This is a genomic window from Planctomycetota bacterium, from assembly GCA_033763975.1.
GTDB lineage: Bacteria > Planctomycetota > Phycisphaerae > Phycisphaerales > UBA1924 > RI-211.
In genome coordinates this window covers 1-13,576 of record JANRJM010000011.1, presented here as the reverse complement: position 1 = coordinate 13,576, position 13,576 = coordinate 1, and the positions used below count along the sequence as shown (strand labels likewise).

The following is a 13,576-nucleotide window of genomic DNA, read 5'->3' as shown; positions in this document are numbered from 1 at the left end:
CGACCATGCCGCTGCTCGAAATCCCCGCCGACGCCGTCGCGCTCACCTACGCCCGCAGCCTGTACGACCTCGCGTCGGAGCGGGGCGGGCGCGAGAAGATCGAAGAAGTGCTGGCCGAACTCGAGGACGTCCTGGAGATCGCGCGCCACGACGCCGAGTTCGCCGAGCTGCTCTCGTCGCGATCGGTGACCGCCGAGGCGCGGGGCGCGTCGCTGCGCCGGATCTTCGCCGGGCGCGTGACGGACCTGACCCTGAACTTCCTGCTGGTGCTGAACGCGAAGAAGCGGATCGGCGCGCTGCCGGCGTTCGTCGAGGGGTTCGATTCGCTCGTGCAGCAGCGCCTGGGACGCGTCGAGGTGGACGTCTTCACCGCCGAGCGCCTCGACGCCGCCTCGCTCGCCTCGCTGCGCGAGCGCCTGCAGGGGGCGCTGTCGCGCGAGGTCGTGCTGCACCCGTACATCGATCCGCAGATGATCGGCGGGGTCAAGCTGCGCATCGGCGACCAGCTCATCGACGGGTCGATCGCCACGAAGCTGCGGCGTCTGAAGGACCAGCTGGCGACCGACGGGGCGGCCGGCGTGCGAGCGCGCCTCCCCGACATCCTGTCCGAGTAGCCCGTCCCCGCCCGACCCGAACTCCAGCGGAGAACAGCCCATGCCCAAGAAGACCATCGGCGCCGTCGACGTGTCCGCGAAACGCGTCCTGATCCGCGTCGACTTCAACGTGCCGGTCGAGAACGGCGCGATCACCGACGACCGGCGCATCCGCGAGGCGCTCCCCACGATCCGCTCCGTCATCGACCGGGGCGGGCGGGCGATCCTCATGTCGCACATGGGGCGACCCGAGGGGCAGGGCTACGAGGCCGACGCCTCGCTCAAGGCGTGCGCCGTCCGCCTCGGCGAACTGCTCGGCAAGCCCGTCGCGTTCCCCAGCCAGGACTGCACCGACCAGGCCGCCGCGGCCGCCGTCGCGGCGATGCAGAACGGCGACGTGCTGCTGCTCGAGAATCTCCGCTTCCACAAGGGCGAGAAGAAGGGCGATCCGGCGTTCGCGGCCAAGCTCGCGGCGTACGGGGACGTCTACGTGAACGACGCCTTCGGCACCTGCCACCGCCCCGACGCCAGCATGGTCGCGGTCCCCAAGGCCATGAGCGGCAAGCCCCGCGTCAGCGGGTTCCTGGTCGAGAAGGAGATCAAGTTCCTCTCCGAGACGCTCGCGAACCCGGCCAAGCCCTTCGTCGTCGTGCTCGGCGGGGCGAAGGTCTCGGACAAGCTGGGCGCCATCGAGAACCTGCTGCCCAAGGCCGATTTCATCCTTGTCGGCGGCGCGATGGCCTACACGTTCCTCGCGGCGATGGGCAAGAACGTCGGCACCTCGCGCGTGGAGCAGGACCGCATCGCGGACGCGAAACGCATCATCGAGCTCGACAAGAAGATGAAGGTCGAGATCCTCTACCCGCTCGACCACGTCTGCTCCACGCAGTTCGACGAGCAGTCCGGCGACATCGAGGTCTTCGACGCCGAGATCAAGGACGGGTTCATGGGGCTCGACATCGGCCCCAAGACCCAGACCAAGTACGCCCTCACGCTGCGCAAGGCCAAGACGATCGTGTGGAACGGGCCGATGGGCGTGTTCGAGTGGTCGCCCTTCTCGCAGGGCACCCAGCAGGTGGCCAAGGCCATCGCCGACGCCACCAAGAGCGGTGCCGTCTCCATCGTCGGCGGGGGTGACTCCGCCGCGGCGGTCGAGAAGTTCCACCTCGCCGACAGGATGTCGCACGTCTCGACCGGCGGGGGCGCCAGCCTCGAGATGCTCGAGGGCAAGAAGTTCGAGAGCGTCGACCTGCTCGACAACGCGTAGGCACGCTCGCGCCTTCGACACATCGCGCCCCGGGGTGCCGCACGGGCCGAACGCCCCACGCGCGGCTCGTCCTGCGCGGGTGCTTCACCGCGGCGGGTGGTCGTGCCGGTGCTGGCGGATGACCGCCCCGCGCTCCTTCGCCCGGCTCGCCGCGGCGTAGATCGACGGGTTCGACAGCAGCCCGATCGTACCGATTGCGAACACCATCGCGCCCACCGGCCAATCGACCCACCACCCCACCACCACCGACACGACGATCACGAACACGAGCGCCGCCGCCATCCACAGCATGATCCCGCCCGGGCCGGTCTTCGCGTCGCCGGGGCGGCCTTCGGGGCTCACCTCGCGGATTTCCGAGGCCGCTTCCTCGGGCGTGCCGGGCATGGTCGTCTCGGGCAGCACGTGCTCGACGGAAGAATCGGTGACGGCGCGCGTCGTCGTCCCGTCGGGGTGAATCACTCGAACGTCTTTCACGGGCGCCTCCCTGGGCCCGTCCCCACGCTCGATACGCCCCGGGGCGCCCGGCTGATCGGGCGCACGACGCAGCACCCGCGAAACCAGCGGTTCATGCGGGCGCCCGGAGGCGGCGATCACCGAATTTGCTTGCCCGCGCAGAAACATGTGCCAGAATTGATCGTTCCGCACGACGGAGGACCCCCGCATGAACACCCGCTCAGCCGCGATCCTGATGCTCTGCGTCCCCCTGGCCGCCCCGGCCAGCGCGGGGCTGCTCTACAACGAGTTCCTGCAGGGAGACCTGTCCAATAACCGCTTCGAGCCCACGGCGTTCACGCTCACGCCGGGCTCGAACGAGTTGTTCGGCGTGATCTCGGGTGACAACCCGGACGGCTCGTTCGACCGCGATTACTTCAGCTTCACCGTGCCCGCGGGCTTTCAACTCTCGTCCATCACGCTCACCGGCTGGGCGTCGGACGACTTCGCCGCGTTCGGCGGCATTCAGCCCGGCCCGGTCTTTCCGAACGACCCCGAGACCGTGCAGCCCGACGACCTCCTCGGCTGGATGCTCTTCGGTCCCCAGGACCTGAACGTCGACCTGCTCCCCATCATGGGCAGCAACGGCATGGGGTTCACCCCGCCGCTGCCCGCGGGCACGTACTCGTTCTGGGTGCAGCAGATCGGGCCGTACACCGAGTACGGCTGGGACGTCGTCGTCGACGTGCCCTCCCCGGGCGCGAGCGCCCTCCTGCTCGCGACCGGGCTGGCCGTCGCCCGCCGGCGGCGGTCGTAGAGGGCGCGCGGGGCGTTGATCGCTGACCGCCGCGTCACGTCCGCCCGAAGAGCTTCTCCAGTTCGCGGATGCTCAGGCGGATGCTGGTCGGGCGCCCGTGGGGGCAGCTCGACGCTCGCTCGACGTCCTCGCGCAGTCGCACGAGTTCGCCCAGTTCGAGGTCGGTGAGGCGGTCCCCGGCCTTGACGGCCGCCTTGCAGCTCATCATGTCGAGCACCTCGCGCAACGCCGCCTCGCCGGCGTGCGACGCCTCGCGGAGGAAGTCGGCCTGCTCGATGCGTTCCAGAAGCCCGGTCATGAACTCGACGGGATCGACGCCCCGCTCGAACAGGAACGACGGGAACGCCTGCACGCCCAGCGTCGTCGGCCCCAGCGCCTCGCACTCGATGCCCAGGCGCGCCAGCAGCGGGCGGAGCGCGCCCAGCCGCTCGCCCTGCGAGGGCGAGCACGGGACCACCGCGGGGCTGAGCAGACGCTGCGTTTCCAGAGGCCGCCCTTCGGGGCCGAGCACGCGGGCCAGCAGGTACTCGAACATCACGCGCTCGTGCAGGGCGTGCTGGTCGATGATGACCACGCCCTGCTCGTCCTGCGTGACGAGGAAACTCTTGTGCACCTGCAGCACGCGGGGCGCCTCCTGCGGCACCAGCGGGCCGGGCGGATCGTCACGCCAGGCGGGGCGGCCTGCGTCGGGGGCGCCCGCGCGATCGGGCGCCAGCACCTCGACCGGCGCGGGCGACGCGGCGTCCGGAGCCGCGGGGGAGAGCGCCTCGCGCAGCGCGGGCACCGAGATCAAATCCAGCGTGCGCTGCGCCGGCGCGGGGCGGGTGAAGTACTCGACGAAGCGTGCGACGTTGTCGCCTGAGGCGCCCGCGCGCGCGCCGGCCCACGGTGCCGCGGCACCGGCCGCGTTCGGCACCGACGGCCCCGAACTGGGCGGCCCCGAACCGGGCGGCCCCAGACCGGACAGCCCCACTCCTGAAAGCCCCGACCCGGGAATCGACGCCGGCACGCCCTGGCGCGCCAGCGACTGGAACGCCGGCGAGGCGTGCAGCGCGGGCGTGAGGTCCGCGCCCCGGAGCGCATCGCGCAGCGCCCGCAGCACGGTCGAGTGCACCATGGAGGAATCGCGGAAGCGCACCTCGGCCTTCTGCGGGTGCACGTTCACGTCGACGCCCTCGGGCGACATCTCGATCATGAGCACCACCGTCGGGTAGCGCGACGCGTCGATCAGGCCCCGGTACGCCTCGGCGATCGCGTGCTGGATCGTCCGGTCGCGCACCGGGCGCCCGTTGACGAACACGAACTGGCCCTTGGCGCTCCCGCGCGCGATCGACGGCGTGCCCGCGAGCCCCCACAGCGTGAGCCCGCGCGCGTCGTCGAAGCGATCGGCCGCCACGTCCAGCAGTTCGCCCGCGAGCTCGCCCCCCAGCACGGCCAGGGCGCGCGCGCGGGGCGACTGGTTCGCCGGCAGGTCGAGCACCTCGCGCCCGTCGCACGTGAGCCGCACGCCCACCCCCGGGTGCGCCAGCGCGACGTGGCGCACGACCTCGACGCTGCGTTCCTGCTCGGTCTGCACGGTGCGGAGGAACTTGCGGCGTGCGGGCGTGTTGAAGAACAAGTTGCGCACGCCGACGCTGGTTCCCACGGCCCCGGGCGCCGGGCGCGGGGCGGTGCGCCGGTCGCCCTCCTGGTCGATCTGCGTCGCGCCCGCCTCGCCGGGCGTGCGCGAGCGGATCGACAGGCGCGACACCGACGCGATCGACGCGAGCGCCTCGCCCCGGAACCCCAGCGTCGCGATGCGGGCCAGGTCGTCGGGCGACCAGACTTTGCTCGTGGCGTGCGGCTCCAGCGCCAGCGGGAGCTCGTCGGGCGGGATCCCCACGCCGTCGTCCGTCACGCGCACCAGCTCGATGCCGCCCTGCTCGAGCTCGACGACCAGGCGCGTGGCGCCGGCGTCGATCGCGTTCTCGAGCAGTTCCTTCACGACGCTGGCCGGACGCTCCACCACCTCTCCCGCGGCGATCTGGTTCGCGACGAGCGGCGGCAGCACTCGGATCGGGCGGCGGCTCTCCTGCACGCGCGATCGTACTCCCGCGTCTTCGGGGCGCTCCCGACACGCAGCGTGGTATGCTCGCCCCGCGGGGCCCGGCGCACGCCGCGCCCGCGGAGGCCACGATGGCGGCACACACGCAGATCTTCGTCAACCTGCCCGTCCGCAACCTGGCGGCATCGACCGCGTTCTTCCGGCACCTCGGGTTCGAGATCGACCCGCGGTTCTCGGGCGAGCACGGCTCGTGCGTCGTCTTCTCCGACACCATCTTCGCGATGCTCCTGACGCACGACGCCTTCCGCTCGTACACCACCAAGGCCATCGCCGACGCGACCCGCACCACCGAGGTGCTCGTGTGCATCACCAGGCCACGGCGCGAGGACGTGGACGAGCTGGTCCGCCGGGCCGTCGCCGCGGGAGGGAGCGTGCACAAGGAGCCCCAGGAGCACGCGTTCATGTACGGGCACGCCTTCACCGACCTCGACGGGCACATCTGGGAAGTGATCTGGCTCGACACCACGGCCCTGCCGACACGCGTGTAGAAGTTCAGCCCGGTCACTACGATGAGACCATGGCCGACACCATCTTCTCGAAGATCCTGCGGGGCGAGATCCCGTGCCACACGGTGCACGAGGACGCGCACGTGCTGGCGTTCCTCGACATCTTCCCGATCAGCCGCGGGCACACGCTGGTGATCCCCAGGGAGGCGAAGGCGACGCTGGCGGAGTTGTCCGACGACGCGGCCGCCGCGATCGGGCGGGTGCTGCCGCGGATCTGCCGGGCCGTGATGCGGGCGACGGGCGCGACGGCGTACAACGTGCTGCAGAACAACGGCGGGCTGGCGCACCAGGCGATCGACCACGTGCACTTCCACATCATCCCCAAGTACGCCGACCGCACCGACGGCGCGGGGCTGGGCATCGTGTGGAAGGCCGGCAAGCTCGACGCTGGCGAGGGCGCATCGCTCGCGCGCGAGATCGCGGCCGGGGTGTGAGGGGGCGTTCCCGGCGGCTCGCGCCGTTCCCTCACGGCACGTCGTGCACCATAGAGGTCGTGAGCACGTCGAGGCGCACGAGGCCACGCTGGTCGTCGTCGAGTTCCAGGTGGCTGAGCGGGTCGACGCCCCGCACCATCCCCTCGTAGCGCACGCCATCGCGGACGAACGCGCGCCGGGTGCCCGTGAGCACGTCGCACGCGCGCCAGTCGTCGAGGGCGTGCTCGAACGGCTCGCGCAGCACGCGGCTCATGGCGCGAACCAGCGCGCACGCCGCGGCGGAAACGTCGACGAGCGGCCCGTCGTCGCGGGACGCCAGTTGTCGCAGCGAGACGGCCCGGCCGCGGAGTTCGGCGGGCCAGTCGGCGTCGGTGTGTCGGAGGTTGATGCCCACGCCCACCAACGCCGCCCCGCCGGCCATCTCGATGAGCACGCCCGACAGCTTGCGCCCGCGCGGGCCGCGCTCCACGACGTCGTTCGGCCAGCGCAGGCCCAGACGGGCAGCGGGCGGCGCATCTGGCGCGGTAGGCGCGGGCGGCCGGGTAACTGCGTTCGGCGTGCCGAGCAGCGCCTCGCACGCGCGCACCGCCGCCACGCCCGCCGCGAGGCTGAGGCGGGCCGGGTCGAGCGCCGGGGCGGGGATCGCGATGGTGCACGCGAGCGACAGGCCGGGCGAGGCGGTCCACGAGCGGCCGAGGCGCCCGCGTCCGGCGGTCTGCGCGAGCGCGATCGCCACTCCCCACGCCCCCTCGAGGTCGCGCGCCATCTCGCGGGCGACGTCCTGCGTGCTCGGCGTTTCATCGAGCACGACGACGCGCGCCGGGCGTTGCTCGCGCGCCAGGATCTCGCCCACCGCGTCACGCACGCGGCCCGTCTCGTCGGGCGCGGTCATCCGGGCTCCACGTCGAGGGCGACATCCAGCGAGACGGCCTGGTGCGTGATCCCGCCGACGCTGATGCGATCCACGCCGCTCGTCGCGATCGCGGGGAGCGTGGCGAGCGTGACCCCGCCCGAGGCCTCGAGTTCGAGCCGCGGGGCGCGGGCGTCGCGCCTGCGGGCGGCGTGGGCAAGGTCGGCGGGCGTCATGTTGTCGAGCAGCACGATGTCGACCACGCCCGGCGGGAGCGCGAGCAGCGCTTCGAACTGGTCGAGCGTGTCGACCTCGACCTGCACGAACGCGACCGGCGACATCGCCCGCGCCCGCGACGCCGCCCCCTGCACGAACGCCGCCAGTTCCGCCGTGCCGACGCCCGCGAGGTGGTTGTCCTTGATGAGCATCGCATCGTGCAGCCCGAGGCGGTGGCAGCGCCCCCCGCCGCAGCGCACGGCGTACTTCTCGAGCACGCGCAGGCCCGGGGTGGTCTTGCGCGTGTCGTAGATCGCGGCACGCGAGGCGGGCGGCATGGCGCCGACGAACGCCGCGGTGCGCGTCGCGACCCCGCTGAGACGCCCGACGAGGTTCAGGGCCGTGCGTTCCATCGCGAGCATGGCGCGCAGCGGGCCGGTGAGCTCGGCCAGGAGCGTGCCGGGCGCGGCGGGCGTTGCGTCGCGATGCGCGATGCGCAGATGGAGGCCCGGCGCGAAGCGATCCCGCACGAGGGGAAGCGCGGCCAGCCCGGCGATGACCCCCCCACCGCGCGCCACCAGGCGACCAACGCCCACACGATCCTCGGGGATGCACGCGAGGCTGGTGACATCGCCGGCCCGCCCGAGGTCTTCGTCGAAGGCGAGGTCGATGACGCGCGCGACCAGCCCGCTCGCGACGAACCGGGCGAAGAGGTCGGGCAGGGGCAGGGCGTTGACTTCGGTGTCGTCGGGCACGCGGGATGGTACCGGGCGTCGCGCGGGTGGGTTCCTAGCATTGCGATTCCGGCGTCCCAACGCCGCATGGAGCGCAACCACATGGGTCTTCTGGACGGCAAGGTCGGGCTGGTGGTGGGGATCGCGAACGACCGCTCGTACGCGTGGCACATCGCCAAGTCGCTGATTCAGCACGGCGCGCGCTGCGCGTTCACGCACATGCCCGGCGAGCGCAACGAGCACCGCACCCGGCGCGCGGTCGACACGCTGGGGGCCCAGAACCCGTGGATGTGCCCGATGGACGCGGGGAACGACGAGCAGATCGACGGCGCTTTCGCGAAGTACGCCGAGTCGTTCGACCGCCTGGACTTCGTGATCCACTCGATCGCCTTCGCCGACCGCGACATCCTGCAGCCGGGCAAGTTCATCACCACCACCCGCGCACAGTACACGAGCGCGTTGGACGTCTCGGCGTACACGCTGCTGGCGTTCGCGCAGCGCGCCAGGCCGCTGATGGCGCGCTCGGGCGGGGGCTCGATCCTCGGCATGTCGTACTACGGCGCCGAGAAGGTCGTGCCCGGGTACAACGTGATGGGCGTCGCCAAGGCCGCCCTCGAGGCCACCGGGCGCTACCTCGCGGCCGAACTCGGCCCCGACAAGATCCGCGTGAACCTCATCTCGGGCGGGTACCTGCGGACGCTCGCGGCGTCGGCCATCGGCGGGGTCGACACCATCTCCGCGATGGTCGAGCAGAAGGCCCCGCTGCGGCGCAACGTCGAGGGGCGCGAGGTCGGCGACACCGCGGTGTACCTCGTGTCGGACCTGTCCTCGGGCGTCACCGGCGAGACGATCTACGTGGACTGCGGCGTGAACATTCTCGGAGCCTGATGCGTGCGACGGGCGCGGGGCGTGCGCGTCGCGCCGCGCGTTTCCGGCCATCATCCCCTAAACGGGTGGTCCGTTGATCAAGTGCGCGCGGGCCGCTCGCCGATCTACGGGTATGCCCGTGATCGGCACGAACATCGCCGCGTCACTCGCCGGGGCGCTGCACGCCGAACGCGTCATGGCTCGACCGCCCGCGCGCCCGGCCCCACCCCCGAAGCACGCGCCCGCGGCGGACGAGGTGCTCGTGGACAGCACCGAGGTGGAAGCCCCGGAGGCCGCCCGTTCGCTGAAGGGCAACGACCAGGAGGAAGCCCACGAGGATCGGGAGCAGAGCCAGTACACCGCCAGCGGGCGCCTGCACCACCCGGACGGGCCGGGGCGGCTCGACGTCGCGGGGTAGGGTTCAGGCAGCCGCGGCGGTCGCGACCTTCGTGCGGAACTCGATGATCTGGCGGACGAGCGAGAGCAGCAGCGTGTGATCCTGGTCGCGCCCGACGAGCGCGTTGGCGTGGCGCAGGTCATCGGTCAGATCGTCGCGGAAGTACGCGAGCTTGTCGTCGGGAAGGGTCGCGGCGACCAGGCTGATGCCCGCGGCGATGCGTCCCGTGGTGCGCGGGCCCGGCGTGCCCGCGTCCAGTTCGCCCGCGAGGAACGGCACCTGGTCGGTGATGGATGGCTCGCGCCGACGCACCACCCGCTCGGCGCGGAGCAGCACTTCAAGCCCGGCCTCATCGTCCATGCCCGACAGCCGCACCGCCCCCACGCGCAGCAGCGTCTCGGGCTCGTCGGCGCACACCCGCATCGACGCCTCCGCGGCCAGCCGGCGGAACTCCTCGTCGACGTCCGCCGACCAGGTGGCGGCCCAGGCGCTCACGAGCCGGGCCGCGACCCGCTCGGCGTCGGTCGGCACCGAACCGGTCCGGTAGCGCGCGAGTTCTTCGACCATGCGGCCGACGATCGCGGTCGTCACGTCCGCGCGCGGGTAGAAGCGCACGGGGCGCTCGCTGCGTTCGGGCGTGGCCGGGAGCGGACGCCGCCCGATCAGCCGGTCGTGCAGCGTGAGGCGTGCGGGATGACGCGCGAGGATGCCGGCGGCCTCGATGATCAGCCGGGTCATGGCGGCGTCGCTCATCCCTTCGGCGAGGGTCACCCGTGCCGCGTCGAGCCGGTTGGGGAACACCGACGGGTACGACAGCGGGCGCGGCGCGTTCCAGTCGTACCACGGCGCCTCGCGCCCGGCGTGCTCGGGCGTCTCGATGGTCAGCATCCCGTCCGCGTCGTGCGTGACGAGCGCGTCCAGCCCCTCGCGCACCCAGTCGCACGCGACGCCGTCCGCCAGCGCGTACCACTCGACGTGCGTCGCCCCGGAGGTCTCGGCGAGCACGGTCGCCCAGTGCCCGGGATCCACCAGCCCCACCCGCAGCGGCTTCTCGGGCCATGCCTGGCGGTCGTGCCAGGCGCCGAGAGCGTCGGCCGCCGAGCCCGGGAACATCATGTGCCCGCCCGCGCGCAGGCCGGCGCCGCGGCAGGCGTCGATCGACGCCGCGCTCAGCTTCAGCAGCATCGCGGACGTCGCGAGCGTCGCCCGGCGCACGAGCGATCCGGGCCAGGGTTCACGGCGGGACAGCGGCAGCACGCCCGCCTGGCGAAATGTGTTGGTGTCTTCCATGGCCCTCTGACATCGGTCCCCGGGTATGGCCCATTTCGTGTTCCCATCCGTGATGATCCGGTGAATCACCGCGCGTATGACGGGGTTGACGCCGGTGCGGCCGGCCCGCCGCTGCGCCGTGTCGCATAACTCCGCGCGTACGCTCTTCTTCGTGACGGTCCGACTCGACGAGCCCGTCTGGGTCTGGGCGCTGGGCGCGCTCGTGCTGCTCACGCTGATCGGCGCGCGATGGCTGCTCGCGATGACCGGCGTGCGCCGGGCCGCCGCGGTCCTGGTGCGGGTGGTGCTGGGCGCCGTGCTCGTGGCGGCGTTGGCGGACCTGAGCACGGTCCGCCGGTCCGAGGCGCTGGCGGTGGTCGCCGTCGTGGATACCTCGGGGAGCGCTCGTCGGTATTACCGGGGGGCACAGGGCGAAGACGCGACCGCGCAGGCCGCCGCGTTTCTTCGCGCCGCCGGTGTCTCGCGCGGACCGGACGATCTCCTGGGCATCGTCGCCTTCGACGCGGCGCCGGTGGGCGTCCGGAGGCCGACCCGCGCGGGCGTGGGCGATCTGTCCCTCGACGTCCGCACCGGCGAGGGCACCAACATCGCCGAGGCCCTGCGCCTGGCGCGCGCCATGATCCCCCCCGGCGCGGCCGGTCGCCTCGTGCTGATCTCGGACGGCGTGCAGACCGCCGGCGACGCCCTGACCGCGGCGCAGGAAGCGCCGGGCGCGGGCGTCGTCGCCGGCACGGTGGTGCCGGTGGATGTCGTGCCGCTGGAGTACAGCGTCGACCGCGAGGTCGCCATCGAGGCGGTGGACGCCCCCGCCACCGCCGCCGCGGGCAGCACGGTCAGCGTGCGCGTCGCGCTCTCGAGCACGCAGGCGACGACCGGCACGCTCCGCCTCCTGCGCAACGGCGAGAGCGTGGACATCTCGCCCGGCGCGCCCGGCGACGGGCTGGCGGTGGCGCTCGAGCCCGGGCTGCGCGTCGAGCGGGTGGAGGTCCCGCTGGGCGAGGGGCGCGTGCACCGGTTCCGGGCCGTCTTCGAGCCCGCGCTGGGCCCCGACGACCAGGGGGGCGTGCGTGCGCTCGCCGACACGATCGAGGAGAACAACCGGGGCGAGGCCTTCACCGTGAGCCCCGGGCGCGGGTCGGTCCTGCTGGTGGGCGAGCCCGAGTCGCTGTCGTCGCGCACGCTGGCGGGCGTGCTGCGCGCGGGCGGGGCCGACGTCCGCGTCACCGCGCCCGCCGGGCTCTCGGCCGACCTGCTCGCGCTGCAGGCGCACGACCTGGTGATCCTGAACGATGTGCCGGCCGAGGACGTTCCCGACGCCGTGCAACTCGCCCTGCGCACGCATGTGAACGACCTGGGGGGCGGGCTGGTGTACGTGGGGGGGCTCAACTCGTATGCGCCGGGCGGCTGGCGGGGCTCAACGCTCGAGCCCGTGCTCCCGGTCGACCTCGAGGTGCCCGACGTGGTCGTGACGCCCGACGCCGCGACGATCTTCGTGCTCGACAACTCCGGCTCGATGTGGCGTCCGGTGCTGGGGTCGGGTCGCTCGCAGCAGGAACTGGCGAACGACGCCGCCGCCCTCGCGGTGCGTTCGATGGACCGGCGCGACCTGGTGGGCGTCGTCACGTTCAACACCGAGGCGACGCTCGAGGCGCCGCTGGCGCCCAACGACGACCCGCCCGCCCTCGTGCGCACCATCCGGGGGATCTCGTCGGGCGGCGGCACCAACGCGCCCGCGGGGATGGAGATCGCCATCGCCGAGATGCGCCGCGCCGGGCGCGACGCGAAGGTGCGCCACATCGTGCTCCTCACCGACGGCGTCTCGCAGGCGCAGCAGCGCCTTGTCCCCCTGGCCGAGCAGTGCGCCGCGGAGGGCATCAAGGTCTCGACCATCGCGGTGGGCGACAGCGCCGACAACGCGCTGCTGCGGCGCATGGCCTCCGTCGGCGGGGGCGAGCACTTCGAGGCCCAGAGCGCCGCCCAACTCCCCCGCCTGCTGCTCAAGGCCGTCCGCATCGTGCGCTCCCCGCTCATCCGCGAGGAGCCGTTCACGCCCGTCGTGCTCGGGGGCGGGTCGGCCGTCACCGCCGGGCTCGACGCGCCGCCGATCCTGGGCGGGCTCGTGCTCACCCGCCCGCGCACCGAGCCGGGCATCACCCTCGCGATGACCACGCCCCGGGGCGAGCCCGTGCTCGCGATCTGGAACGTCGGCCTCGGGCAGGTCGCGGCGTGGACGAGCGACGCGGGCGCCTGGTCGCGCGCCTGGATCGACGATCCCGCCTATGCCCGCCTCTGGACCCAGATCTTGCGCACCGTCGGCCGCGCGCCCGAGAGCCCGACCATCCGGGGCGAGAGCGAATCAGGCCCCGAGGGCATCCGCCTGAGACTGGTCGCGCAGAACCCCGACGCCACGCCCATGGACGCGCTCGCCGTCGACGCGACCGTCTTCGCGCCCTCGGGCGAGGCCCGCACGCTCGTGCTCTCGCAGGTGGCCCCGGGCGTGTACGAGGGGCTCGCGCGCGTGCGCGAGACCGGCACGCACGTCGCCGTCATCCGCCCCACGCGCGACGGACGCCCGCTGCCCGCGAGCGTCGTGGGCTCGACCGTGCTCGAGGGCGTCGAGTACCGCGCGCGATCGTCCGACGCCGCCCTGCTCGAGCGCATCGCCCGCGCGAGCGGCGGGCGGGTGCTGTCCATCGACCGCCCCGCCGACGCCGCCCTCTTCGAGCGCACCGGCGTGCCGCCGCGCGAAAGCGTGTCGTCGCTGTGGCGTCCGCTGCTGTCGTGGGCGCTCGCGCTGCTGCTGCTCGACATCGCGACGCGGCGCATCGCCTGGGACCGCTGGATCAGCCGGCGGTTCAACCCGGACCTGCTCGCCGCCGAGCGTCTCGAACGCGAGCGCGCGCTCGCGGCGGGCCGCACCGTCGGCGGGCTGCGGGCCGGGCGATTGCGCGCCGAGGACGCGCCGCCCGCCGGCCCGGCCCTCACGCTGGGCGCGAACGACGCGGCGGCGCTCGCGGCGGCCGCCCGCGACCGGCGCCGGGCCGAGCGCCTCGCGGGCCTTCGCGCCGA

The 13,576-nt window shown here is 73.0% G+C and carries 13 protein-coding genes; 8 read left to right on the top strand and 5 right to left on the bottom strand.

Annotated elements, in window-relative coordinates; genetic code table 11:
• Positions 1-5 precede the first annotated feature (5 nt).
• Together atpH and SFY69_06345 are read left to right on the top strand one after the other, a co-directional pair.
• Positions 6-614: an ATP synthase F1 subunit delta gene (gene atpH / locus SFY69_06350; protein ID MDX2131653.1), complete on the top strand. Its 609-nt coding sequence runs from the start codon at positions 6-8 to the stop codon at positions 612-614.
• A 40-nt stretch (positions 615-654) separates the two neighbouring features.
• Positions 655-1,860, top strand: coding sequence for a phosphoglycerate kinase (locus SFY69_06345; protein MDX2131652.1), 1,206 nt, complete (start codon positions 655-657; stop codon positions 1,858-1,860).
• An 84-nt stretch (positions 1,861-1,944) separates the two neighbouring features.
• Here SFY69_06345 and SFY69_06340 read toward each other — a convergent pair whose 3' ends face one another.
• Positions 1,945-2,334, bottom strand: coding sequence for a hypothetical protein (locus SFY69_06340; GenBank protein ID MDX2131651.1), 390 nt, complete (start codon positions 2,332-2,334; stop codon positions 1,945-1,947).
• A gap of 187 nt (positions 2,335-2,521) precedes the next feature.
• On the opposite strand from SFY69_06340, the gene SFY69_06335 reads away from it, so the two are divergent.
• Positions 2,522-3,109 carry a hypothetical protein gene (locus SFY69_06335; GenBank protein MDX2131650.1) on the top strand — a complete coding sequence of 196 codons (588 nt, stop codon included), beginning with the start codon at positions 2,522-2,524 and terminating at the stop codon, positions 3,107-3,109.
• 34 nt (positions 3,110-3,143) lie between these two features.
• Here the strand turns inward: SFY69_06335 and mutL are convergent, their stop codons facing one another.
• The gene (mutL, locus tag SFY69_06330; GenBank protein ID MDX2131649.1) at positions 3,144-5,186 is read right to left on the bottom strand and encodes a DNA mismatch repair endonuclease MutL; all 2,043 of its coding nucleotides are present in this window, start codon (positions 5,184-5,186) and stop codon (positions 3,144-3,146) included.
• 98 nt (positions 5,187-5,284) lie between these two features.
• Between mutL and SFY69_06325 the strand changes: the two genes are divergently transcribed.
• Together SFY69_06325 and SFY69_06320 are read left to right on the top strand one after the other, a co-directional pair.
• Positions 5,285-5,701: a VOC family protein gene (locus tag SFY69_06325; GenBank protein MDX2131648.1), complete on the top strand. Its 417-nt coding sequence runs from the start codon at positions 5,285-5,287 to the stop codon at positions 5,699-5,701.
• Positions 5,702-5,730: 29 nt separating this feature from the next.
• Complete coding sequence (locus SFY69_06320; GenBank protein MDX2131647.1) at positions 5,731-6,153, top strand: HIT family protein; 423 nt, start codon at positions 5,731-5,733, stop codon at positions 6,151-6,153.
• Positions 6,154-6,184: 31 nt separating this feature from the next.
• Here the strand turns inward: SFY69_06320 and SFY69_06315 are convergent, their stop codons facing one another.
• Both SFY69_06315 and nadC read right to left on the bottom strand, forming a co-directional pair.
• Positions 6,185-7,045: a biotin--[acetyl-CoA-carboxylase] ligase gene (locus tag SFY69_06315; protein MDX2131646.1), complete on the bottom strand. Its 861-nt coding sequence runs from the start codon at positions 7,043-7,045 to the stop codon at positions 6,185-6,187.
• Complete coding sequence (nadC, locus tag SFY69_06310; protein ID MDX2131645.1) at positions 7,042-7,974, bottom strand: carboxylating nicotinate-nucleotide diphosphorylase; 933 nt, start codon at positions 7,972-7,974, stop codon at positions 7,042-7,044. Before nadC ends, SFY69_06315 begins: the two co-directional genes overlap by 4 nt.
• An 81-nt stretch (positions 7,975-8,055) precedes the next feature.
• Here nadC and SFY69_06305 point away from each other — a divergent pair, with 81 nt between their 5' ends.
• Together SFY69_06305 and SFY69_06300 are read left to right on the top strand one after the other, a co-directional pair.
• Entirely contained in the window at positions 8,056-8,841 is a 786-nt protein-coding gene (locus SFY69_06305; GenBank protein MDX2131644.1) for an enoyl-ACP reductase, read from the top strand.
• A 112-nt stretch (positions 8,842-8,953) separates the two neighbouring features.
• Positions 8,954-9,238: a hypothetical protein gene (locus tag SFY69_06300; GenBank protein MDX2131643.1), complete on the top strand. Its 285-nt coding sequence runs from the start codon at positions 8,954-8,956 to the stop codon at positions 9,236-9,238.
• Between the two features lie 3 nt (positions 9,239-9,241).
• Here the strand turns inward: SFY69_06300 and SFY69_06295 are convergent, their stop codons facing one another.
• Entirely contained in the window at positions 9,242-10,507 is a 1,266-nt protein-coding gene (locus SFY69_06295) for a hypothetical protein (GenBank protein ID MDX2131642.1), read from the bottom strand.
• Between the two features lie 151 nt (positions 10,508-10,658).
• Between SFY69_06295 and SFY69_06290 the strand changes: the two genes are divergently transcribed.
• Positions 10,659-13,576 (top strand): VWA domain-containing protein (locus SFY69_06290; protein MDX2131641.1); only part of this gene is annotated, 2,918 nt, incomplete at its 3' end.